General features: G+C 63.1%; 13 protein-coding genes and 3 pseudogenes. 11 read left to right on the forward strand and 5 right to left on the reverse strand.

All coding sequences use genetic code 11. The annotated features are described in order from the left end of the window. Positions 1–497: 497 nt before the first annotated feature. From ABJF10_RS15705 to ABJF10_RS15715, 3 pseudogenes are all read left to right on the forward strand, one after another. Positions 498–803: pseudogene (locus ABJF10_RS15705) on the forward strand (autotransporter-associated beta strand repeat-containing protein); the annotation flags it as partial. A gap of 222 nt (positions 804–1,025) precedes the next feature. Further along, positions 1,026–2,168, forward strand: a pseudogene (locus ABJF10_RS15710) (VWA domain-containing protein); the annotation flags it as partial. A 345-nt stretch (positions 2,169–2,513) separates the two neighbouring features. Beyond that, positions 2,514–2,804 (forward strand): annotated as a pseudogene (locus tag ABJF10_RS15715) (YfbK domain-containing protein); the annotation flags it as partial. Positions 2,805–2,969: 165 nt separating this feature from the next. Here ABJF10_RS15715 and ABJF10_RS15720 read toward each other — a convergent pair. Next, positions 2,970–6,515 carry a hypothetical protein gene (locus ABJF10_RS15720; RefSeq protein ID WP_348545536.1) on the reverse strand — a complete coding sequence of 1,182 codons (3,546 nt, stop codon included), beginning with the start codon at positions 6,513–6,515 and terminating at the stop codon, positions 2,970–2,972. Positions 6,516–6,671: 156 nt separating this feature from the next. On the opposite strand from ABJF10_RS15720, the gene ABJF10_RS15725 reads away from it, so the two are divergent. Further along, entirely contained in the window at positions 6,672–7,715 is a 1,044-nt protein-coding gene (locus tag ABJF10_RS15725; RefSeq protein WP_348545537.1) for an ABC transporter ATP-binding protein, read from the forward strand. Positions 7,716–7,720: 5 nt separating this feature from the next. Further along, positions 7,721–9,334 (forward strand): extracellular solute-binding protein, encoded by a 1,614-nt coding sequence (locus ABJF10_RS15730; RefSeq protein WP_348545538.1) that lies wholly within the window; start codon positions 7,721–7,723, stop codon positions 9,332–9,334. 283 nt (positions 9,335–9,617) lie between these two features. Here the strand turns inward: ABJF10_RS15730 and ABJF10_RS15735 are convergent, their stop codons facing one another. Beyond that, positions 9,618–10,103, reverse strand: a complete 486-nt coding sequence (locus tag ABJF10_RS15735) for a TspO/MBR family protein (protein WP_348545539.1) — start codon at positions 10,101–10,103, stop codon at positions 9,618–9,620. A 131-nt stretch (positions 10,104–10,234) separates the two neighbouring features. Here ABJF10_RS15735 and ABJF10_RS15740 point away from each other — a divergent pair, with 131 nt between their 5' ends. Continuing rightward, complete coding sequence (locus tag ABJF10_RS15740; RefSeq protein ID WP_348545540.1) at positions 10,235–10,402, forward strand: hypothetical protein; 168 nt, start codon at positions 10,235–10,237, stop codon at positions 10,400–10,402. On the opposite strand, the gene ABJF10_RS15745 is transcribed toward ABJF10_RS15740, so the two are convergent. Then, positions 10,399–13,125: a glycosyl hydrolase family 28-related protein gene (locus ABJF10_RS15745; protein WP_348545541.1), complete on the reverse strand. Its 2,727-nt coding sequence runs from the start codon at positions 13,123–13,125 to the stop codon at positions 10,399–10,401. The two genes, ABJF10_RS15740 and ABJF10_RS15745, sit on opposite strands and share 4 nt — an antisense overlap. 95 nt (positions 13,126–13,220) lie before the next feature. Here ABJF10_RS15745 and ABJF10_RS15750 point away from each other — a divergent pair, with 95 nt between their 5' ends. Continuing rightward, on the forward strand, positions 13,221–13,883 hold the full coding sequence (locus ABJF10_RS15750; protein WP_348545542.1) for a TVP38/TMEM64 family protein: 663 nt from the start codon (positions 13,221–13,223) through the stop codon (positions 13,881–13,883). A gap of 1,118 nt (positions 13,884–15,001) precedes the next feature. Then, entirely contained in the window at positions 15,002–15,421 is a 420-nt protein-coding gene (locus tag ABJF10_RS15755; protein WP_348545543.1) for a hypothetical protein, read from the forward strand. A gap of 369 nt (positions 15,422–15,790) precedes the next feature. Here the strand turns inward: ABJF10_RS15755 and ABJF10_RS15760 are convergent, their stop codons facing one another. Next, positions 15,791–16,705 (reverse strand): alpha/beta hydrolase, encoded by a 915-nt coding sequence (locus ABJF10_RS15760; RefSeq protein WP_348545544.1) that lies wholly within the window; start codon positions 16,703–16,705, stop codon positions 15,791–15,793. A gap of 229 nt (positions 16,706–16,934) precedes the next feature. Between ABJF10_RS15760 and ilvA the strand changes: the two genes are divergently transcribed. Next, positions 16,935–18,215 carry a threonine ammonia-lyase gene (gene ilvA / locus ABJF10_RS15765; RefSeq protein ID WP_348545545.1) on the forward strand — a complete coding sequence of 427 codons (1,281 nt, stop codon included), beginning with the start codon at positions 16,935–16,937 and terminating at the stop codon, positions 18,213–18,215. A 193-nt stretch (positions 18,216–18,408) separates the two neighbouring features. On the opposite strand, the gene ABJF10_RS15770 is transcribed toward ilvA, so the two are convergent. Then, on the reverse strand, positions 18,409–19,830 hold the full coding sequence (locus tag ABJF10_RS15770) for a hypothetical protein (RefSeq protein WP_348545546.1): 1,422 nt from the start codon (positions 19,828–19,830) through the stop codon (positions 18,409–18,411). A gap of 207 nt (positions 19,831–20,037) precedes the next feature. Here ABJF10_RS15770 and ABJF10_RS15775 point away from each other — a divergent pair, with 207 nt between their 5' ends. Together ABJF10_RS15775 and ABJF10_RS15780 are read left to right on the forward strand one after the other, a co-directional pair. After that, the gene (locus ABJF10_RS15775; protein WP_348545547.1) at positions 20,038–20,613 is read left to right on the forward strand and encodes a PEP-CTERM sorting domain-containing protein; all 576 of its coding nucleotides are present in this window, start codon (positions 20,038–20,040) and stop codon (positions 20,611–20,613) included. 252 nt (positions 20,614–20,865) lie between these two features. Further along, the coding region (locus ABJF10_RS15780; protein ID WP_348545548.1) for a DNA-directed RNA polymerase subunit alpha at positions 20,866–21,614 on the forward strand (749 nt) is incomplete at its 3' end.

A 21,614-nucleotide genomic window follows, 5' to 3' on the forward strand; every position in this document is an offset into this window, starting at 1 on the left:
TCCTACCGCGAGATCGCCGACGTCACGCAGCTCAGCGTGACCAACGTCGGCTTTCTCCTCCACACCGGCCTGAAGAAACTCCGCGAACTGCTCCGGGAGCAGGCGCCGGAAGACTTTGACCTTTCCCGCTCCGTCCTATGAACGCCGACGACCCGAAATTCACTGCCCACGCCTTGGGCGAACTCGAAGACCTTACGCCCGCCGAACGCGCCGAGATCGAAGCGCTGCTGGCCAGCGACCCCACCGCCGCCGCCGAGGCCGCGGAAACGCAGGCCCTCGCCGCCCGCCTGCGCGCCGAGTTGCCCGGCGAAACTGCCGCCGCCCTCCAGGAAGAACAACGGGCTGCAGTGCTCCAGGCCGTCGGTTCGCCGGAGCCGGTGTCGAAAGTGGTGCCCTTTCCCCGCCGCCGGGCGAACGTGTTGGCGGCGCTGGCCGCCTGTGTGGTCGTGGGCATTTCCATCACCCTGATCCATCAGTCGCTCCAGGTGCCCAGCAACATGTCGCTGAAAACGGCCGTGGTGGGGAAGGATCTCCCGGAAGTGGGGTTGGTCGTCGCGGATCCCTCCTTCACCGACCCGGAAGCGAAAGCGCCTTCTCCGGCGACGGCGATCGCGGCGATCACGACGACGGCGACCGATACCCCATCCGTGCAACTCGGGGATCTGTCGGTGGATAAATCAAAAAGCGATCTGGACGCCAACGCGGTGCAGGTTCCTCCTCTCCTTCCAGCAGAGACGCTGGGAACTTTGAGGCTGGCTGGGACGAACGGTTATGCCGGTACGACGACGATCTCGGGCGGCACCCTGCAGGTCGCTCCAAACCAATCCGCCGCCACCTTGAATATTGGCAGTGTGAAGTCCGGAATCGCTGCAACTCCGGCTCCTGCCGCTCCTGCCGCTGCGCCGTTGTCCGTCGCCAAAGAGGCAGGGCAGTTTGGGATTGCCTATAACGAGACGCGAGCAGATGCGGCCAAGTCGGAATTGGCTTGGGCTCGCCCGATCCGCAGATTCAACTCGCCCTCCCCCATTCCCGGGAATTTCGAGCACGCGACCGACGGCTACGCGTTCACTCCCACGGTGCCGGGCAGCTCTTCCTTCGACAAAATTGCGGAGAACGCCTTTCTCCCGGTCCGTGAAACTCCGCTCTCCACCTTCAGCATCGATGTGGACACCGCGAGCTATGCCATCGTGCGGCGGATGTTGAATGAGAACCAACGTCCGCCCGGCGGCGCGGTTCGGATCGAGGAACTGCTCAATTACTTCACCTACGATTACCCGCAGCCGAAAGGTGATGTGCCTTTCTCCGCGACGATGGAAGTGGCGGCGTGCCCGTGGGCGCCGGAGCATCGGCTGGTGCGCATCGGCTTGAAAGGCCGCGAAATCCCGAAGGACCAGCGTCCGCCGAGCAACCTCGTCTTCCTCATCGATGTCTCCGGCTCGATGAAGATGCCGATCAAGCTCCCGCTCTTGAAGCAGAGCCTCGGCCTGCTCATCGATCAGCTCCGCGAGCAGGACCAGGTGGCGATCGTCGTCTATGCGGGCAATAGCGGCTGCGTGCTCGAACCCACGCACGACCGGGCGAAGATGCGCGAGGCCATCGGCCGGCTCGAGGCGGGTGGCTCGACCAATGGCGCCAGCGGCATCCAGCTCGCCTATCAGATCGCGGAGCGGAGCTTCATCAAGGGCGGCACGAACCGCGTGATCCTCGCCACCGACGGCGACTGGAACGTGGGCATCACCAACCAGGACAGCCTGCTGGAGATGATCGCGCAGAAGGCGAAGAGCGGGGTCTTCCTCACCGCGCTGGGCTTCGGCATGGACAATCTCAACGACTCCATGCTCGTGAAACTCGCCGATCGCGGCAATGGCAACTACGCCTACATCGACACACTGGTCGAGGCGAAGAAGGTCTTCGTCGAGCAGCTCAGCAGCACGCTCGTGACCATCGCCAAGGACGTGAAGATCCAGGTGGAATTCAACCCCGCCCAGGTCGGCGCGTATCGCCTCGTCGGCTACGAAAAGCGGCTGCTCGCGAAGGAAGACTTCAATAACGACAAGAAGGACGCCGGCGAAATCGGCGCGGGCCATACGGTCACCGCGCTTTATGAAATCGTCCCCGCCGGCCAGGAGACCTCACAACTCGCGATGGTGGACAAGTTGAAGTATCAACCGCTGCCGGGCGAGGCTCCCGCGAAGGATGTGCCCCCGGCACCCGAGCCCGCGTCGCCTAAGGATGCGGAGAAGCCATCGAACCCGACGCCGGAAGCACCTTTGCCAGCCACGCCTGCGGCGGGCGGCGCCGCGGCACAGCCAAAATCGGAAACGGCGGGGTCGGAGGGGGAACGGCAACCTGCGCCGCAGCCCAGGGCAGTGCCGGTGGAGAAGCCGGTGCTCAGTCCGAAAAAGGAGGAGGACGTTCGCCAGACTGTGGCCGCGGATAAGTCTATCCAGAACGAGGTGACGGTCACCAAATCTGTCCCCGGAACGCCTGGCCTGCCTGCTGCCGTGCGCAAAGAATTGCTCACCCTCAAGCTGCGCTACAAGGCCCCCGATGGCGACAAGAGCAAGCTTCTTGAGTTCCCACTCACCGATGCCGGCACTGCTTGGGAAAAGAGCTCGCCCGACTTCCGCTTCGCCGCCGCCGTGGCCGGCTACGGCATGCTCCTGCGCGATTCCAACTATCGCGGACAGACCACCTGGGCGTCCGTCTCCGAATGGGCGCACGAAGGCCTGGGTCCGGACGCCAGTGGTTATCGCACGGAATTCCTGAGCCTGCTGGAAAAGGCCAAGGCGCTGACGCAGTGAACGGTGAATGCAAATTTACCGCCGCGGCGCTGAGACGCGGAGGGAGAACGAGCCTTCGCCGTCAGCCTATGCCGCGCGGACCAAGGAGACAGCGAGCGTGACGGAGAAGAAGATGTCACCGGCGAATCTCTTCACCTCCGCGCCTCTGCGCCTCGGCGGTTCAATTCACGGTGTGCTGACCAGCTTCTGCACCGCCGCGGTGATGCCCGCATTGTCCGTCGCAATGATATCCAGCGCATCGCATTCCCCGACGAAGGGCGAGCGCGTGTAGAGCAGCGCCGCTTCCGTGGGCCCCGGCGGGGCGAAGTTGCGCGGGAGGATTTCGCCGCGGGCCTGGTCGAGGAGGAGAAGATTGTTCGACGGCGTGCCGAAGAGCACGAGGTCCGTGGTCGCGGTCTTCCATTGCGGATAACGATGCGGTGAGCGGAGCGGCTGGAGACTTTCCACCACGCCACCCAGCTTCACCGAACCCACCAATACGACGCGCCCCTTTTTTTGGTAGTAAGCCTTGAGCGCCTGCACCTGCGCGCCGAGCGTCTTGTCGCTCTCCTGCGCGGGCGTGAGGGCGATGGTCAGCGGCACTTTCTTGCGCGTGGCAAACTTGGTGACGATCGCCTGCTCCCGCACCTGGACCTGCGCGCGCGAGTTGATCGTCGCGGTGACGTGGTTGCTCACCTTCGCGGTTTTGGAGAGGCCGGTCAGCAGTTCCGTGACGGTGACGGTATAGTCGCCATCGTCCGCGTCCCGCAACGGGAGGCGCGTGGTGGACTCGGTGATGGCATAGACCGTGGCCGTATCGGCCGGGCCGGTGACGGTGAGTTGCACGGGCACGCCGCCCATGTGCTTTTCGCCGGGCATGGTGACGTGCGCCTCGTAGAAGCCGGAGACGCCTTTGTCCACGGTGATCTCCGGTTTGGTGACTTCGCCCGGGGGCAGGGCGTACCAGCGGAAGCCGTCCTGGGTGAGATCGACTTTCGCCGCTTCCTCCGCGGTCAATTTGCGCCCGAGCCGCACGTCGTAGATCGGTCGGTCGGTGTTCCATTTCAGCACACCGGTCTGCGGTTTCACGTAAAGGCTCGCGTTGCCCTTGAACTTCCACAACTCGGGCTTCGTGGCCTTGGGATCGGCAGGCAACAGACGCTCCTTCGCCTCCTCACCGTCGGCCGAGGCTTGATTGACGACCGTCACGTACTGCGTGTCGACGCAGGTCGTGGGGATGGGCCATACCGTCTGGCTCTCGGCCGTGGCGAGCGGCGCCGGCACGTCGTGCATCGCGGAACAGAGCTTCGAGATGTTCTCCGCGTTGCGAGCGAAGAGCAGGGGAGTCGGATCGAGATTCGATTGCGCGACATAGGCGGCGACTTTCATCCCGGTCTTCGTGCAGGGCACAGGACAGACTGAATCTTCATCGGCTAGGATGCGCCCGCCGCGATCGAGGAACTTTTGCAAGGTCGGCTCGAGTCCCGCGCCCCAGCTCCACGTGGCGTCCGTCTGGTCGAGACCAACGAGCAGGATGGCCTTCATCGAGGCAGGCAGCGGACCGCGGAGCAATTCCTGGTAGGTGATGACGCGCGCCGGCCAACCGGCCGCGTGGCAAAGGAAGAGCGCCTCGGCAACCTTGCCTTCATGCGAGCCGCGCAGCAGGTCTTCCTGGCTGGGATTTTCTCCGGTAAGCACGCGGTCCTGCACCGCTTGCAGATGGCCGTAGAAGATGCCGATAGTGGCCGTCGGCTCGGTGCGGGCATAGACACCGCCGTACTTGCGCATCCACGCGTTCATCTCGGCTTGCGCCGCCACGGTCTCGGGATGGGCGCCCTCGCCATCGGGATGCGGGAGGAAGTTCGTGCCTACCCCTTGCACACCGCGCGTGAGCAGCAGCGCACAGGCCCGCTGCCAGGCCTCGCGTCCGTAGAGGAAGTAGTGATTGTCGAGCAGCCCCCAGGTGGGCTTCTTCGGAAAGTAGCTGGGCAGCCGGTCGGCCAGGGCCACGCAATGCAAAGGCTTGGCCGCGTGCAATTCATTGGCATCGTAGGCCTGCTGGATAGGCAATCCTTCGCTCATCGGTCGCCCGGGAATGCTCGCCCAAGGCCAGCCGCCGCGCGCCCCGGCGCTCGGCGCGCTGCCAAACGAACCCGTCGTGAAGACGAAGCGCGGGCTGACTTCCCGCACCGCCTCCGCGAAGTAGCCGTACTGCCGAAACGACGTCTCGTAGCGATCGACGTATTTGGTGAACTCGACCTCCGTCTTCACCGGCTGCTCGAAGGGTAGTTCGGGCGGACCCAGGCTCGCTGCGCGCGGCACGCGGGGCTGCGGCGAGCCGAAGAAGGAGATCATGGCTTCGCCCCAGGGCCGGTCGGGAATGGGCAGCGCCGACCAGAGATCGGAGGCGTAACCCGCGTTGTTCGCGCCGATGCAGATGCCGGCGAAATTTGGCAACCGCGCGAAGCGCTGGGTGGCGAGCGACAGGCTGCGATAGAGCGGCGCATGCCAGTCCGGCAGGGTGTGGGCGAAGATGGCGAGATTGGGATGCTGGAAGGCGGGCCGCGACCAATTGTTGTCGTATTGCAGCCCGAGCCGGACGTTGCTGCGGGCCAGTGCCGCCGCGCGCTTTTCGAAGCTCTCCGCATCGGTCGGGGTGGGAAAGGCGGTGACCGGCTCGAAAATGGTGTCGTAGTTTTCCGCCGCGACCATCTTCGCGAAGGCTTCCGGATCGGTCCCCTTTTTGAAGAAGCCGCCGCTCATCCCGTGCGGCAGCGCCGCGGCATAAAGCGTCAGCGGGGAAACGGTCACCTCCGCGCCGAGATAGCGATGCACGCCGGTGCCGCGATCGAAGGGCACGGTCGGCGGCAGCGGCTTGCCGAGCACGGCGAGATCGGCGGCCCATTCCTTCGCGTGGGGAAATTCCTCCGGCTTCGCCAGGTTGCGCACGGAGATCTTCTGGCCGTCGCCCGGGATCATGAGATTCACGGGAATGACCACCTCGCGCGGGTCGCCGGGCTTCACCTTCTGCAATCCTGCCTGGAAATTCACCGGTGCACGGCCATCGACGATGAGGATGTAGGGCTTGTTCGCTTCGTTCTGGGGCAGGAGCAGGGTGAGTGAACGCCATGGCCCGGCCTGCTTGTAAATCGTGGCGCTACCGACTTTGACCTCCACATTTTTCACCACCGGTCCGCCTTCGCCTTGAATGAAAATGGGAAAGAGCCACAGCTCATAGCGGCCCGTCATCGTCGCGCCGGCGTTCGCGGTACGCGCCGTGCCGTCGGCGGTGTAGATATGGCGCAGGCCCTTGCGCCACTCGAGCGCGCGCAGCCAGTGGTTGCCGGGCTGCACGAGATCGTCGCTCGGTAATTGAAATGGCGATTTGGCCTCGGCGCCCGCGTGCAACTTGAGGGGAAGCTGCTCCTCGCTCTTGCCGCGGAAAATGGGCCGGCCGTTGAGCGTGAAGTCTGGCCAGGCCACTTCTTCCTCGCCGTCCTTATGCTTTGCATTCTGGTGGGTCGGTGCGAAGCCATCGGAGAAGGCCAGCGGCATGTCGTAGCGCACGAGGGTGAGCTTGCCGACAAACTGCTCCGGCGCTGGTGTCGGGGTGACTGGCGAAGGGGACGTCGGCGTCGCAGCCGGTTTGGGTGTGGGTGCGGCTGCGCCGAGAAAGCCAGGCACGGCCAGCCAGAGACTGCACGCCGCGAGCTGGGGGAAAAACGAGCGCATGAATAATGGATGGATGGAAATAGCCCGGAAGAAAAGAGCGAATACGTACTGTTGAATCGCTGGGAACCTGCCGCGCTGATTTCCGTTCGACAAATCCCGTTCATCGCCGCCTACTGGCCCGCGTCTGCCCGCATGATTTCGCTGACCATCGACCACGTGACCAAGCGCTTCGGTGATACCGTGGCGCTGGACCGCGTCGACTTGAAGATCGAACCCGGCGAAATCTTCTTCCTGCTCGGCCCCAGCGGATGCGGCAAGACGACCCTGCTGCGGAGCATTGCCGGCTTCCTGGTGCCGGAGGAGGGGAGGATCCTCTTCGGGGAGGAAGAAGTCACTCACCAGCCACCCCATCTGCGCAATACCGGCATGATGTTCCAAAGTTACGCGCTCTGGCCGCATTTCACGGTGGCGCAGAACGTGGCCTTCGGGCTCGAGGAGCGGAAGCTGCCCCGGCCGGAGATCACCCGGCGGGTCGAGGAGGCGCTGGCTTCGGTGAGGATGGAGGGGTATGGCGCGCGCCGGGTTCACGAGCTTTCCGGGGGGCAGCAACAGCGGGTGGCGCTGGCGCGGGCACTGGTCATCCGCCCGCGCTGCCTGTTGCTGGACGAGCCGCTTTCGAACCTCGACGCGAAGCTCCGGCTGGAGATGCGCACCGAGATTCGGCGCATCTGCAAGGAGTCCGGATTGACCGCGATTTACGTGACGCACGACCAAAAGGAGGCCCTGTCCATTGCGGACCGGATGGCCCTCTTGGAGAACGGTCAGGTGCGTCAGATAGGAAATCCTGTAGATGTGTATCGCGCTCCAGTATCACGTTTTGTATCTGATTTTATGGGAGAAACGAATTTTATTGAAGGTCAGGTGAGGGCTGTGAATAACCAGCCAATAATCGATACGGAACTGGGGATCTTCGCCGCCACGCTCCCGGCCAATGCAACCGTGCCGAAGGCCGGCGAGGAGTGTCTCCTTTCCATCCGCCCGGAGAGCTGGCGACTCACCACGACCGCCCCCGCGAGCAACGGGGTGGCCGGTCGAATCCGGGACTGTACGTACCTCGGGGAGATGGCCCAGTACCAGTTCGCCGCGCCCGGCGGGACGCTCAAGATTTACGAACTCAATCCGCGCTTCGTCGACCACGGCTCCGACCGCGACATCTTCGCCAGCGTGTCGCCGGAGGACGTGGTCGTCTTGCCCCGCTGATCCGCATGAGCCGCCAGTTGCCCCTGCTCGTCGCGCTCTTGTGCGTGCTATTCGGGCCCATCCTGCTGCGGCCCAAGGGCACCTCTCTCTCCGGTCCAGGCGAGCGGTCGGTCGTCATCATCACGCCTCATAACGAATCCATCCGCTCGGAGTTCGGTCGCGCTTTCGAGGAATCGTATCTGGCGAAGCACGGCCAGCGGGTGCACGTCGATTGGCGGGTCCCCGGTGGCACCAGCGAGATCGGGCGCTACGTCGATTCCGAATACCTCGGCTCGTTCCAGAACTACTGGGAGGGGACGTTGCACCGCCCCTGGAGCAAGCTGGTGGAGAGCAGCTTCAGCAATCGCAAGGTCGTCCTGGGCTCCGATCCCGCGAAGGACACACCCGAGCAGCAGGCCCGTCGGGCATTCCTGGATTCCAGCGTCGGCTGCAAGCTCGACCTTTTCTTCGGGGGCGGCGCTTACGATTTCCAGCAGGCTTCGTCCAAAGGCCACCTCGTGGACTGCGGGTTTCTCAAGGCGCATCCCGGGATATTCGGCGACCAGCCGGGGCAGATTCCGAAGGTGGTCAGCGGTGAACCCTATTGGGATCCGCAGGGGCGCTGGGTGGGCACGGTCATCTCGTCCTTCGGGATCTGTTACAATACCGAAGTGCTGGCTCGGTTGGGCATCGCGGACCCGCCGAAGCGCTGGGCCGATCTCGCCGAGCCGCGTTATTTTCGGACCGTCGCGCTGGCCAACCCGACGCAGAGTAGTTCGGTCAATCGCACCTTCGAAATGCTGATCCAGCAGCAAATCCTGGAGGAGATCGCGGGGCGGACGCTGACTCCGCCGGAGGAGCAGGCGGCGGTGCGCACCGGCTGGTTGCGGGCGATGCGTCTGCTCATGAAGATCGGCGCGAATGCCCGCTATTTCACCGACGCCTCCGCGAAGATCTCCCTCGATGTCGAGACGGGCGAGGCGGCGGCGGGCATGACGATCGATTTCTTCGGGCGCTTCCAAAGCGAAGCGGTGCGCCGGCCCGACGGCACTTCGCGGCTGCAATATGTGAATGCGGAGGGCGGCACGTCCTATGGGGTCGATCCCATCGGCCTGTATCGCGGTGCGCCGAACCCGGAACTGGCGAAGGAGTTCATCGCTTTCGTCCTGTCGCCCGAAGGCCAGAAGCTCTGGAACTGGAAGATCGGCGCGCCGGGTGGGCCGAGGCACTTCGCGCTTCGTCGGCTGCCGGTGCTGCCGGCATTGTACGCCCCGGAGTATCGCCCGCTGCGCTCCGATCCCGAGGTGAATCCCTATGAACTCGCGCGGACATTCGCCTATCACGACCAATGGACAACTCCGCTCTTCCGGCAGACCGCCTTCATCTTCCGCGTGATGTGCATCGACTCCCACGAGGAATTGCAGGATGCCTGGAGCGCGCTGCAAGCCGCCCAATTCCCGGCGGAAGCCATGCAGACCTTCGAGGACGTGAGTGTCATCGACTACGCGGCCGCCAACGGGCGGATTCGGGAAGCGCTCAGCGGCGACAAGATCCACGAGGTGCAATTGGCCAAGGAACTGGCCGACCATTTCCGTGCCCAGTACTCCCGTGTGGCCGCCCTGGCTCGCGCGGGGCGTTAGGGCCGTTTTCGGTCGATCAATGAGCAAGGTTGGATGATTGAAACGCGGAGACGCGGAGGCGCAGAGAACGCGGAGGGAGAGAGGAAACATGAAACGGGAGATGGAGATTTTGACGAAGGATGGGACGGATAACGCGGATGGATATGGGATGGCGGGTGGCTTTGAAAATCCGTGTCATCCGTGGTCCTTTTTTCTGCCTTTCCTCTGCGCCTCTGCGTCTCTGCGTTGTTCCCCCGTCTGTCTTCTGGGAGGCCGGGGTGGCTAAAGCTCCGTCTGATCCGCGCTAACCGTTCATCCGCCAGATCGTGATATTCAGCAGCGAGGCGAAGGTGACCCACGCCAGGTAGGGCACGAGCAACCACGCTGCGATTCGCGAGACTTTCCCAAATTGCGCGATGGCTACGATGATGGCGACCCAGAGGACGACGATGTCGAAGACTGCCCAGCCCGGAGCTTTCAGGCCGAAGAAGATCAACGACCACAGAATGTTCAACACCAACTGTCCAAAGTAGGCCGTCATGGCGGGAACGACCTCGGCCTCGGAGCCGCGGCGCCAGACCAGCCATGCTGCGACCGCCATCATCAAATAGAGCACGGTCCATACGGGACCAAAGACCGCGCTGGGCGGATTCCAAGAGGGCTTGGCCAGCGAGGGGTACCAAACGGACAGGGAACTCGTCACGGCCAATGTTCCGAACGCGCTGAGCCCGAAAGTGGCGAAAATCAGGACAAACAAAGCCAGCCAGTGGTGCTTTTTGGACAATTCCATGCGCTAAAGGAACGGATTTCGACCCTCCTGCGGATGCCCGCCCGTTGAAAATAAGCGACTTACACTGGTAGGCATTCGAACTGCTAATGCTGCGCGTCATGATTGCTGACTGGCCTTTATCACCTGCCTTGATGATCCTAAGCTTCCCGGTCCTGTGCACGCTTCTGATGATGTATGTGCATAGCACGGTGGAATTTGCCCCCCGGACCATTCGCGCGCACCGCGTGAGCTATCGGCCCATCCAGACGCGTCTCGCCGACTGGATATTGATCCTGCGCCTGGCGTTTGTCCGGGATTAGTGGCCCGCCGGCGGTGCCGCCGCATCGCTCCTGAAGAGATCCATTCGTCCCCGGCTGCCGACCCACCGGAGGCTGGTGTGGCCGAGCGGCTTCGAGTCGCCACCCTGGACGTCGACGATTTGCAGGGTGTGAGGAGGGTCGCTGGCATTGGTGCCATAGATCACGGAGAACCGGGAGTTGGTATTCGTGAAGAAAGGCCGATCTCCCGCCATGTCGCCGACCGGGCGGACCAACGCCCCGAAGATCTCCGTGCTGGCCCCGGCTTCGCTCGAAAGGACGCCGCTCTCGCCGCCGCCGCTGAGCCCGAGGCACCAGATCGTGGCGCCATGGCTGAAGATCCCGTGCTTCTCGCCGTTCCACTGGCGCACCCACACCGATTGCGGCTGGCTGAAGAGAAAATCCGCCCCCTCGACGTCCTCCATGAACAGCTTGCCGCATTTCTCCGCATTGTCGTAGTGCCCCGGGCAGGTGCTCTTGAGGACCAGGGTGGCGGGGGAAGCATGGCGTAGCCCGTCCATGTCCAGGAACTCGATCACGACGACCCGCTTCGCTCCGGGTTCGTCGAAAATCACCGCCGGTTCTTCCGAGACCGGATCGCCGCCGAGGGCGATGCGGCTGTGCATTCCGAAAAGGCGCTCGATTTTTCCATGCACATGCACCGGCCCGTGCACCTCGTAGGTATCCGGCGGGAAATAGACGGTCTTCGCTCCGGAATCGATGGCCGCCTGGATGGCCGGCGCCCAATCATCGCCAGACTTCTTGTCCGCAAACCTCAACACGTTCACCCAATCCTTGTGGATGTCGCCCCAGGGCACTTCCGGCGTATTTTCGATCGGGAGATTCAGCGGAGTTGCCGGCGCGCCGCGTCGCGCCACGACCTGATCGCCGATGTATTCATCGATCTTCGGGCCGACGATCGTCGTTTCCTTCCACTCCATGGTCTTTTCCTCCACCAGCTCCCGCTTGCGGATGGCCGGCCGGTAGCCCGCGGTCTCCACGCGCAACGCGCACAGCGCGCCTTCGCTGTGGATCGCCGCCAGGTCCTTGCTGCCGCCCTTCAGCGTGGAATCGAGCAGGGTCACCATCGAACCACCGCCCATGCTCATGATGGCCGTCGCCTCGCTCGTACTCGTGAGCTGGTGAATCGCGAGGATCGCACCCGCATTCTTGATCCCGCCGAGGCGCTGCCCCTCGAGCGTGAGCTGCTCGAGTGTCATCGTCGATTCCGCCCCGCTCGCCAGCACGCCATAGTCAAAACCCTTGATGTGCACATTCTTCACCAGGCCCGCGCCGCCGGTTTTCGGCGCCAGCTCGAGCCCGGCGAGTCCCGCGCCATCGCCGCTGCGAATCTGCAAATCGTCGAGCCGCTGCAGGAGGCTCGAGAGCACTTCCAGTCCCTTCGCGCCGATGTTTCCCTTGCCGGTGTCGATCGTGAGATGGCCGATGGAGATGCCCGCCGCGCTGTCTGTCCAGACACCGGTGAATTCTGGCGCGGAGGCACTGTCCACCTGCCAGACGGCGCGTGCATCGGCGGCCTGGAGAAATCCGGTGCACTTGTCGCGCAGCTTGATCACCGTCTTCTCCGCCCCGGCGCCGAGCACACTCAGCGAACGCCCGCTCGCCAGCATATCGGTCACGAGATAAGTCCCCGGTGGAATGTAGAGCGTGTTGTGATCGAGCGCGGGCTGGTTCGACAGCACGCGAAACGCCTCGCGAAATGCGCCGGTGTCATCCGTCTTCCCATCGCCGAGCGCGCCGAAGCACTCCTTTAAATCGACGTAGCCGCAATCGCGTGGGAGCAGAGTCTCCACGCTCTCGAAGCTCACCCCGGCTACGGGATCGCGCCGCGCGCGCAGGAATTGCGAGGGCCGCAGCGCGCCCTTGGTCAGCCGCACCTCATCGATCTTGCCGCCGAAGCTCGATTTCCCCGGGCCGCCGCCGATGTAGAGCGAGCCCGCGTCCCACTTCATCTCGCCGGGCAGCGCCACGGTCTTCGCCTGGTAATAGTCGATGTAACAGGAGAGCGTCTTCGCCGCCGCGTCGTAGACATAGGCCATGTGCCGCCAGTCCGGGCTCTCGCTGCGCACCTGCGCGCTCGTGCCGTAACGCCCGCCGCGGAAATGCTCCGTCGCCCCGCCGGGTGGTGTGAAAAAGCCATGCAGAAAATCCTGCTTCTGCTCTGCGGAATAACGGGCCTCGAGTCCCCATTCCGCCGCCGCGTCGTTCAGCCGCGATTTCATGGCCAGCGCGCCGTCCCACTCTCCGCTCGGCTTGCAGAAAAGCTCGAGCGTCACGCTCTGGCCCGCCAGTCCGGTCTTCGCCGCGTTCATCGCCACCTCCAGCGCGTCGTTGTGCTGGTCGTCGGATTGAAAGCTCAGGCTCGTGCTATTCGGATACGAGAGTTTTTGCAGCGGATCGTAAATGAACGGGCCGGGCACATCCTGGTTGAAAAAATAGACGCCATCCCCGAGCCGCTTCGCTGGCCCGAAGGACGCGCCCCGCCCTTCCGGTTTCACGTCCCGCTCGAACCGCCAGAATCCCACCACCTCCGGTTTCACCGCGGCCTTCACCGGCGCCGGCGCAGCCTTGGACGGGGCCTTCACGGGAGCCGGTGTGGCTTTCGCGGGCGCTGGGGTCGCTTTCGCCGGGGCTTTCGCGGGCGCGGTGTGCAGGCTCGACATGAGGGCGAGCAGCGACAACCAGCGGGCGGGGAACTTCAGCATGCGATCGAACATAGGCGGGTGACCCGGCCAAGGAGAAGAATTTTGCGTCCCTCGCATTGCAATGTCCGCGACTTCTGGCAAATAACGCGCTCCCCATGTCCGCACTGCTTCACGATTTGCTCTCCCGCCTCGACCAGTGGCACGACACGCTCCAGCAACTCGGCTGGCTCGGCGTGTTCGGCTTCGCGGTCGCGCTCGTCGTCTTGCAGATGGCCTTCGTTCCGCTCGCCGTCTTCGCCGTCGCCGCCGGCGCGATCTTCGGTTTCTGGAAAGGCGTGCTCGCCATCACCATCGGCACGAACGTCGGTGCGATCGTCAATTTCCTGATCGCCCGCTATGTGGCGCGCACCGCCGTCACCCGCTACCTCGCGCACCACGAGAAGTTCCGCCTCATCGACGCCGCCATCGGCCGCGAAGGCGGGAAGATCATCGCCCTCCTGCGCCTCTGCCCCATGCCCTTCGGCCTGGCCAATTACTGCTACGGCCTCACCGCCATCGGTTTCCGGCCCTACACCATCGCCACCTTCCTCGCCATCATCCCGGCGAATTGCTTCTTCGTCTGGGTCGGCGCGAGCGCCCACGAGGGCCTGGCCGCCGCCACCGGCACCGCCCGCCCGCACCATCCCGGCGAGTACGTGCTCATCGGCGTCGGCGTCATCGCCGGCCTCTGCGCGCTGAACTACATCGCCCGCGTCGCCAAAGCCGCCATCTCCAAGACCGAACCCGCCCCCGCCCCTGACCAGGCCCCCATCGCGTAGGCGGTGTTCACGAAATATTGAGGTAAGGAATGGCGATGGTGCGGTAGGGATGGCGCGCCGCGCCGTCCTCGCACCACGACCAGTGGTGAAGTCCGTGTGATTGCGAAAGAATCCACCGTCTTTCCGAGGACGCCGACGGCGCGGCGTCCCTACCAGCGTAAAAATGGAGGCACGATTAGGCACGATTGACCACGATTCGAGACGATCACACTGAAGAAAGGGAAGGTCAGGCGGGGTGGTCATCAAAAAATTCCGAGGCCTGAGTTGGCTTGATTTACCTTGATTCGGCTTGAATTGCCTTTGTAGGCGGGGATGCGTGGAAGGGTTGAATTCCTCTGTCAGACCTCGTAACCAGCGAGTGGAAGAAGGAACCGCGAATGGACACGAATGAACGCGAATGGGGAGTCCGCCTCTGCCAGTTTGCCAATTCATCCCGTTTTCAGACGTGTCATTCATAGGCCGGAACTGGTCGGAACTTCTCGGAAGTCTCTGTAAACGGACGTTGGGAACCCGTAGATAACCGTGCGCTCCCCGTCTGCGGGATGACGCCACTTGGCTCTTGGCACTTTCCGCATTCATGGGTCGGAACTAGTCGGAACTTCTCGGAGCTCTCTGTAAACCGGCGCCTGGAACCAGTAGGCGATTCTGTTCTGCTCCCACGCCTGCGGGATAACGCCACTTGGCTCCCGTTACTTGGCTCTTGGCACTTTGAATTCATGGGTCGGAACTGGCCGGAACTAGCCGGTTCCCTGTAAATCGCCCGCGAGATCTCGTACGTGGCCAGCGGAACGGGGATGGTTTCGCCATCCCGCCTGCGCGGTTTCAGGTTCAATGAATTGGTCCATGTCATAGCGTTTCGCCCTTCAACGTCTCTCCTCCATCATTCCGCCGTAACCACCGCTAACCCTTCCTCCTCCTCGTCCGCAAACAGCGTCGCATGAGATGGGTGAAATGTCAATCAAAAAGTGTTGGACAGAGACCCAGCCACAACTCGCCATTCGCCTCTCGACTCTGTCCTTATAATGGCACTCTCGAGTTCAACTTGGAGCGCGCGCCGAAGGCTATTCGCTTCTTTCTTGTCATCGTTGAGACGCTGAACATCGTTGGACTCACCAACTATGTTCGGTGAGATCTTTACCTGTTCATCTTGTGACTTCGAGTTTCAGAGCGGCTGGTCACATCATCAGGCTGGCGAGTCGCTCGTTTGCCGGGAATGCGCGACTGCCTATTTCGCCGGAGAGGGAGTTTCGCGGTGGGGGGCGATCCCCGGAGAGCGGCTGAAGCTCTTTCGTGGCGTTTATGTGAAACGTCGGAAGCGCGAGGAATACCAAGCCACCGGCGCCTTTCTCACGGTCAGCCAGAATCGAGCCTCAAAGGATTCGGCAGTTTTCCTCTTCTTTCTCGAGGAAGATCTTCGTCATCTCTCTTGCGTGACTTGCGGCAAGTCCGGCTCTATCGTCGAAACGCTGCATGTCGGCGATCAATGTCCCAAATGTAAGGCCGGCAAGATTGGCGAGCCTGACAGGTGCATCTACTAAGGGCCGCACACTGATGCTGGGTTTGGGCTCGGCTGGTGTCGAATTGGGACCGTCTAATAGTGAACCCTCTCCTCGCGTGTCATTCTGAGACCCGGAAGCCGCTTCGCGGGATTGTTTATCGGGCATGAACCTCGTCCCAAAAAGGCGCAAAATTAGGCCAACTTGATTAAAATTTCATCGGCTGATTTTCAACCACTTACAGGTAGGTTCTTTGGGAGCGGAGTGTAACGCAGTCGAAAGCCGAGCGAAGCGAGACGCCTATGGGACTGTGGGGCAAACCCCGTCGCTCGACCAGCGATACTGCTGGTTGTTCGACGGGGTCCTTCGACTTCGCTCAGGATGACACCGTGAAGTGAGGCGTGAATTACTTCACGGTTTCCAAGGCTGGCCGGTCGGTGCAAGATTGGCGTCGAGCCACTGGAGGAGCAGGTCCGGCCATTTGGCCGGAGGGAAGCCGTTTTGGACGCGTTGGGGGATGAGGTTGCCGACGCCGTGGCCGCCTTGGTTGAAGACTTCCAGGTGGACGGGGGTGCCTAACTGTTTGAGGTCGGCTTGGATGGCGCGGGGGAGTTCGATGGGCGCGCCGCCGGTGAGGCCGTCGTTGGTGGCGTGAACGAGGAAGACGGGTGGGGTGTCTTTGCCGAAGTGGAAGGGGGATTCTTTTTGTCTCCAGTGCCAGGTGGCCAGGCCGACGGAAAAATCGGGGCGGCAGCTTTGGCGCTCGATGGGGTCGGCGGAGGCGGGGTTGCCGGAGTCGAAATGCGCGGTGAGATTCAGGGAGAGATTGGCGCCGGCGGAATAACCGGCGATGCCGATGCGATGGGGGTCGAGGTTCCATTCGCTGGCTCGCAGTCGGACCAAGCGCAGGGCGCGTTGGGCGTCGAGCAAGGTGATGGCCTGGATGTCTTCGTTGGTTTTTCCGTTAGGTGGGCGGAGCCGGTATTTGAGGCCGATGACGGTCACTCCTTTGGCGTTGAAGACCCGCGCGGCATAGACCACGTGCGTCTGCCAATCCAGAGCCCCGTAACCGCCGCCCGGGCAAACGATGATCGCCATCCCGTTGCGCGTTTCTGCCGGTGGTGAGTAGATGCTAAGCGTCGGCGCGCTCACGTTCCGAATGTGGAAATCCTTGTCCACCGTTTCTGGCGGCGCGCCTTCCGCGAAACGTGGTGGGTTGCCCGGCCAAAGCGGAATGACTTCCGGCAGCGCGGGCGGGAGATCGGCGGCGATGGTGCCGGAGAGGAGCGCCAGGAGGAGGCAGAGAATGACGCGAAGGGATCTCATGGAGTGGGAGGCAGCGTGGTTCGGCCTTTGACCGGTTGACATTCCGCCGTTTGTGGAGAAACTACCAGCCTCACATGCGTCACTTCTCTGCCACCTCCATTATGATCATCGCGATCATTATTGAGTCCCACTCGGGGCAGGGATAGACGCGCGCTGAATCACCGCAACTCTCAAATCTCTGAAGCCCTGAGTTTACCGCTCAGGGCTTTTTGTTTGTCCACATGTCCCAATGAATACCCTCGCTGAAACCGCACCTGTCTCCACCGTCGTCGAATCGCCTTCCGCCGTCTCGCTGTCCGAAATCGTGGCGGCGCGTTTGCGCATCAATGGGTCGGTGGCGCGGACGCCTTGTGGGGAGTCGGCGGCGTTGAGCGAGCTGACGGGAGCGCGCGTTTTCTGCAAGCAGGAGCATTTGCAGCGGACCGGGAGTTTCAAGGAACGCGGGGCGCGCAATGCGCTGGCGCAGCTTTCGCCGGAGCAGGCACGGCTGGGGGTGATCGCGGCGTCGGCGGGGAATCATGCGCTGGGACTGGCGTGGCATGGGCGGTTGCTCGGCGTGCCGGTGACGGTGGTGATGCCGCGGTTTGCGCCGCTGGTGAAGGTGGCGCGCTGCCGGCAGTTCGGCGCGACGGTGGTGTTGCATGGCGATACTTTTGATGAAGCGCGTTGTGAAGCGGGGCGGCTGGCGGAGGAACGCGCGCTGACTTATGTGCATCCGTTTGATGACCCGCAGGTGATCGCGGGGCAGGGGACGCTGGCGTTTGAAATCCTCGAGCAAGTGCCGGATGCGGAGGCGATCCTTGTGCCGGTGGGTGGCGGCGGATTGTTGGCGGGGATGGCGACGGTGCTCCGCGCGCTCAAGCCGGATTTGGAAATCATCGGTGTGGAGCCGGCGAATGCGGCGTGCTTTGCCGCCGGGCTCGCGGCGGAAGCGCCGGTGCGCGTGGCGACTCGATTTACGCTGGCCGATGGGCTCGCTGTTGCGGAGGCAGGGCAACATACGCTGGCTATCGCGCGTCCGCTGGTTTCGCGCATGGTGCAGGTGGGCGAGGAAGCGCTGGCGCTGGCGATGTTGCGGCTGGCGGAGCTGGAGAAGTGCATCATCGAAGGCGCGGGCGCCGCCGGATTGGCGGCGTTGCTGGGTGGTGGGCTGCCGGAGTTGCGCGGGAAGCGCGTGGTGTTGCTGCTCACGGGCGGTAACATCGATCCGCTGGCGCATAGCCGGGTGATCGAGCGCGGGCTGGCGGCGGATGGACGGATCTATCGTTTCGATGCGCTGATCAGCGATCGGCCGGGTGGGCTCGCGCATCTTTCCGGCGTGCTCGCGGAGGCCGGGGCGAATGTCACGGAGATCGTGCATAACCGGACGTTTGCGGGGCCGGATCTTTCGCGTGTGCATGTGCTGTGTACCGTGGAGACGCGGGATCGGGAGCACATCGCGGAGGTGCAGCAGCGGCTGGCGCAGAATGGCGTCGAGCTGAGCCGGGGGGAGCGGCTGCGGTGGGGGTGATGGCAAGGCGGCAGGCTCAAAAAAAACGCCGTCATCCTGAGCTTGCGAAGGACCTCTGAAATCTGCCTTTCTTCAGCCGCACGGCAAGAAGATGGTGCAGCGCTGGTGATGGCGCCCGGCGCAAGATGCCAGAGCGATAGCAGAGGTTCTTCGCAAGCTCAGAATGACGGCTTGGGGGGTCGCTGGCGCGCCCCTACTCCTTCCGCAACTCCGCCAGCATCTCGAGCAAGTTGTTGGTCAGGATCACCGACGTGTCTTCCTGCACGAGGTTCGTGCCGAGCCAGGTTTCGTAGCCGCCGAGTTTGTGTTGCTCGGGGGTGGGGAGGTAGCCGTGGCGGCCGTTGGCCAGGCCGATGACCATGGTTTGCGAAAACGGGCTGCGCTTTTTGAGATCAAGACCGGTTTCGACGAAGGTCTCGAACGGGATGCCGCACACGGCGAGGTCGCCGATGCGGATGGCCTGGAGCTGGACGGTGACGGTGTCCTCGGCGCGCTCGGCGGCGCCGACGGTGCGGCGGGCGTAGTCGACGGCGAGGCGCGGGAGTTTCTCGATCGCCGCTGGGTCCTTGATGGCGAGGATGGCTTTGGCGTCGGCGATGTCTTCAGCGGAGGGGCGGCGATACTTGAGCGTGATCTCACGCTGGAGCATGCCGAGGCGGACGTCGCTTTGGTGTTTCCCGATTTTTTGCTGCGCGCGCCAGGCGGTGTCGGCGGCTTTGCCGGCGACGATGCGGATTTGCTCGAAGGGCTCGCGCGGTGGGCGGGTGATGCCGAAAGGGATGTTATTGATATCACCGGAGGTGCCGTTGGACATCATGGCGACGAAGTTTTCATCGCCGTGCACGCGCGACGGCATGAGGCGGGCGAACTCGCCGTAGTAGTCGGCGGAGATTTGCGCGGGCGGGATGCCGCCCACGTAGTGCAGGCAGTAGTTGGCGAAGAGCGCGATGGGTTTGCGCTTCAAGTCCTGCACGGAGATGACGGTGATATCGGGATCGGTGGGGCCGGCGGGATGATCGAGGACGTCGGGGCTGGTGCCGGGGTTCATCTTCACCTGATCCATTTTGCCGAAGGGATTGAGCGGCATCTTGCCGGGCTTGAGGAACCAGCGGCGGTTGAAGACTTCGTCGGGCAGTGGATCGGCCGCAGCGCCGACGGCTGCGGGACGCAGCGCGGCGTGGGCGCGGATGATGGCGTCGGCGAGGCCATCGACGAAGACCTTGTGATAGGCGACCACCGGCGCGGGACCGGCGCGGTTGCTGAGTGCGGCGGCGCTGTGGCTGTGCGTCGAGCTCACGAGCATATGATCCTTCGGGATGCCGGTTTTTTGCGAAGCGATCTCCTTGGCTTCATCGAGCACGTCGGGACCGGCGCCGAGATTATCGACCACGCCCATGACGACGGTCGTCGTGCCGTCGTCGAGCACCAGGACGCGGGCGTGCAGGGGATCGTGCGCGCTTTGGGCCGGGTTGGCGCTGAAGCCGCCGGGCATGTTGATCGGGAACTCCTTTGGCGTGATGTCGCTCGCCGCGGCGCCGGCGCGGAGAGTGGGGGCGGCGTGGGCGCTGAACGTGAGGGCGAGGAGGAGAGCGAGGACGGGGAGGGGAGATTTCATGCAGGAGGATTTTTGGGGACGCTGCGACTACCTTGCGGCGGGGCTCGTTCTTAGGGCACTGCGCCGCCTGTGGCATAGAGAGAAATTTCCGTTCGCATCTCCCAGCTTGGGGAGTTTGAGCTTGGCGCAGAGGCACTTTTGCCCGAAAGCCTGCGGAGCCTTGGAGAATTCACCACCAGGAGCAAGCCACCACGCCGCGGCCACCCCATGACCATCCCCCAGACATTCCGGTTCACCACTCTCGTTCTCGCCCTCTGCCTCATCTCCGGTGCGGCCCGCGCGGCTCTCGTGCAACTGGAGATTACCGGCACGGGCGCCAATGGCACCGTGGGCTCCGGCATTTTCACAGTCGAGGACGGTGACGGCAATATCTACACCCCCGGATATTACGCGCCCGGCGGCATCTATTACGACGGCTCGGTGACGCTCACGAATATCCCCGGCGGAGGCCCCTCCAGCGTTACTTTCAGCCTGCTTGACATCAACGCCACCATCCTGATGGTCGATAGCAACAGCGTGCAGTATCTCGGTCCCTACGGCGGGCATGGCTTCGGCCCGCCAGAGGAGAATTACTACGATCTAACGCCCTCCCAGCCGTTTTCCCCATCGTTCGTTTTCCAGACCACCCTCGCTTACAATGGCTCCCAGAAGGACCTGATCACTTGGTCGCCTGCGACCGTCGTCAGTGCGCCCGAGCCGGGATCGGCTGTTCTCATGGGAGCAGGACTGGTGGTCGGCGCGGGCGTTTTCCGGGGCCGTCGCCGCGCGCCGCGCACCGCCTGATCACAGGGTAAAAGATTTTGGTTTACAAGTGGGGGGAACCCGTCTTTCTTTCCCGCCCCACGCGCGTAATAAGAAATAAGACGCACCGTTGGTCCCTGGGTGGCGAGTCCTCATGATTCGCCGCTATCGCGCCAGGGGTAACCCGGTGAATTCCAATAAAGAGAAGTAGAAAGTAAGAAGTAAGAAGTTGGCCCCGTGTCTCGTGGCGTCGTCACTTCCTAAATCCCAAATCTTCCTTCCTAAATCCAAAATATGCCTATCCGTTTAGGTCGTTTCGAAATGCCGAAGTCGCTCGTCAAGGACGAGTCGACCCGCTCTGATACCTACGCCAAGTTCATCGCCGAGCCCTTCGAGGCTGGCTATGGCAATACCGTCGGTAACTCGCTCCGCCGCGTGCTGCTCTCCTCCCTCGAGGGTGCGGCCATCACGTCCGTGAAAATCACCGGCGCGCAACATGAATTCCAGACCCTGCCGCACGTCGTCGAAGACGTGACGGACATCGTCCTCAATTTGAAGAAAATCAAGTTCAAGGCCAACGATCACGAGATCCGCAACCTGACCATTTCGGTGAACAAGGAAGGCCCAGTCACCGCCGGCGACATCGAAGATTCCGCGCAGTGCGAAGTCCTGAACAAGGACCAGCTCATCTGCACGCTCGACAAGAAGACGAAGTTCGAGGCCGAACTCGAAGTCAAGGTCGGCCGCGGGTTCGCCACGGGCGACGAGAACAAGCATGCCGACCAGCCGATCGGCGTCATCGCCATCGATTCCATCTTCTCGCCGGTCACCCGCGTGAAGTACACCGTGGGCAATACCCGCGTGGGCCAGCGCACCGACTACGACAAGCTCGAGCTCGAGATCTGGACCGACGGCCGCCTGACTCCCGAAGACGCGCTCGTGCAGGCTTCCTCGATCTTGAAGAAGCACTTCGAGCCCTTCTACGCGTATGACGAAAACGCGGTGCAGTTCGACGAAACTCCGCAGGCGCAGAGCCAGGAGAA

Source organism: Chthoniobacter sp. (genome assembly GCF_040003245.1).
In the GTDB taxonomy this organism is placed as follows: domain Bacteria; phylum Verrucomicrobiota; class Verrucomicrobiia; order Chthoniobacterales; family Chthoniobacteraceae; genus Chthoniobacter.

Excerpts from the sequence above, each read along its gene's own strand:
- ABJF10_RS15750 (WP_348545542.1), top strand. The coding sequence starts at position 13,221 with ATGTCCGCACTGCTTCACGATTTGCTCTCCCGCCTCGACCAGTGGCAC.
- ABJF10_RS15720 (WP_348545536.1), bottom strand. The coding sequence starts at position 6,515 with ATGCGCTCGTTTTTCCCCCAGCTCGCGGCGTGCAGTCTCTGGCTGGCC.
- ABJF10_RS15760 (WP_348545544.1), bottom strand. The coding sequence starts at position 16,705 with ATGAGATCCCTTCGCGTCATTCTCTGCCTCCTCCTGGCGCTCCTCTCC.
- ABJF10_RS15755 (WP_348545543.1), top strand. The coding sequence starts at position 15,002 with ATGTTCGGTGAGATCTTTACCTGTTCATCTTGTGACTTCGAGTTTCAG.
- ABJF10_RS15745 (WP_348545541.1), bottom strand. The coding sequence starts at position 13,125 with ATGCTGAAGTTCCCCGCCCGCTGGTTGTCGCTGCTCGCCCTCATGTCG.
- ABJF10_RS15740 (WP_348545540.1), top strand. The coding sequence starts at position 10,235 with ATGATCCTAAGCTTCCCGGTCCTGTGCACGCTTCTGATGATGTATGTG.
- ABJF10_RS15730 (WP_348545538.1), top strand. The coding sequence starts at position 7,721 with ATGAGCCGCCAGTTGCCCCTGCTCGTCGCGCTCTTGTGCGTGCTATTC.
- ABJF10_RS15775 (WP_348545547.1), top strand. The coding sequence starts at position 20,038 with ATGACCATCCCCCAGACATTCCGGTTCACCACTCTCGTTCTCGCCCTC.
- ABJF10_RS15735 (WP_348545539.1), bottom strand. The coding sequence starts at position 10,103 with ATGGAATTGTCCAAAAAGCACCACTGGCTGGCTTTGTTTGTCCTGATT.
- ABJF10_RS15770 (WP_348545546.1), bottom strand. The coding sequence starts at position 19,830 with ATGAAATCTCCCCTCCCCGTCCTCGCTCTCCTCCTCGCCCTCACGTTC.
- ilvA (WP_348545545.1), top strand. The coding sequence starts at position 16,935 with ATGAATACCCTCGCTGAAACCGCACCTGTCTCCACCGTCGTCGAATCG.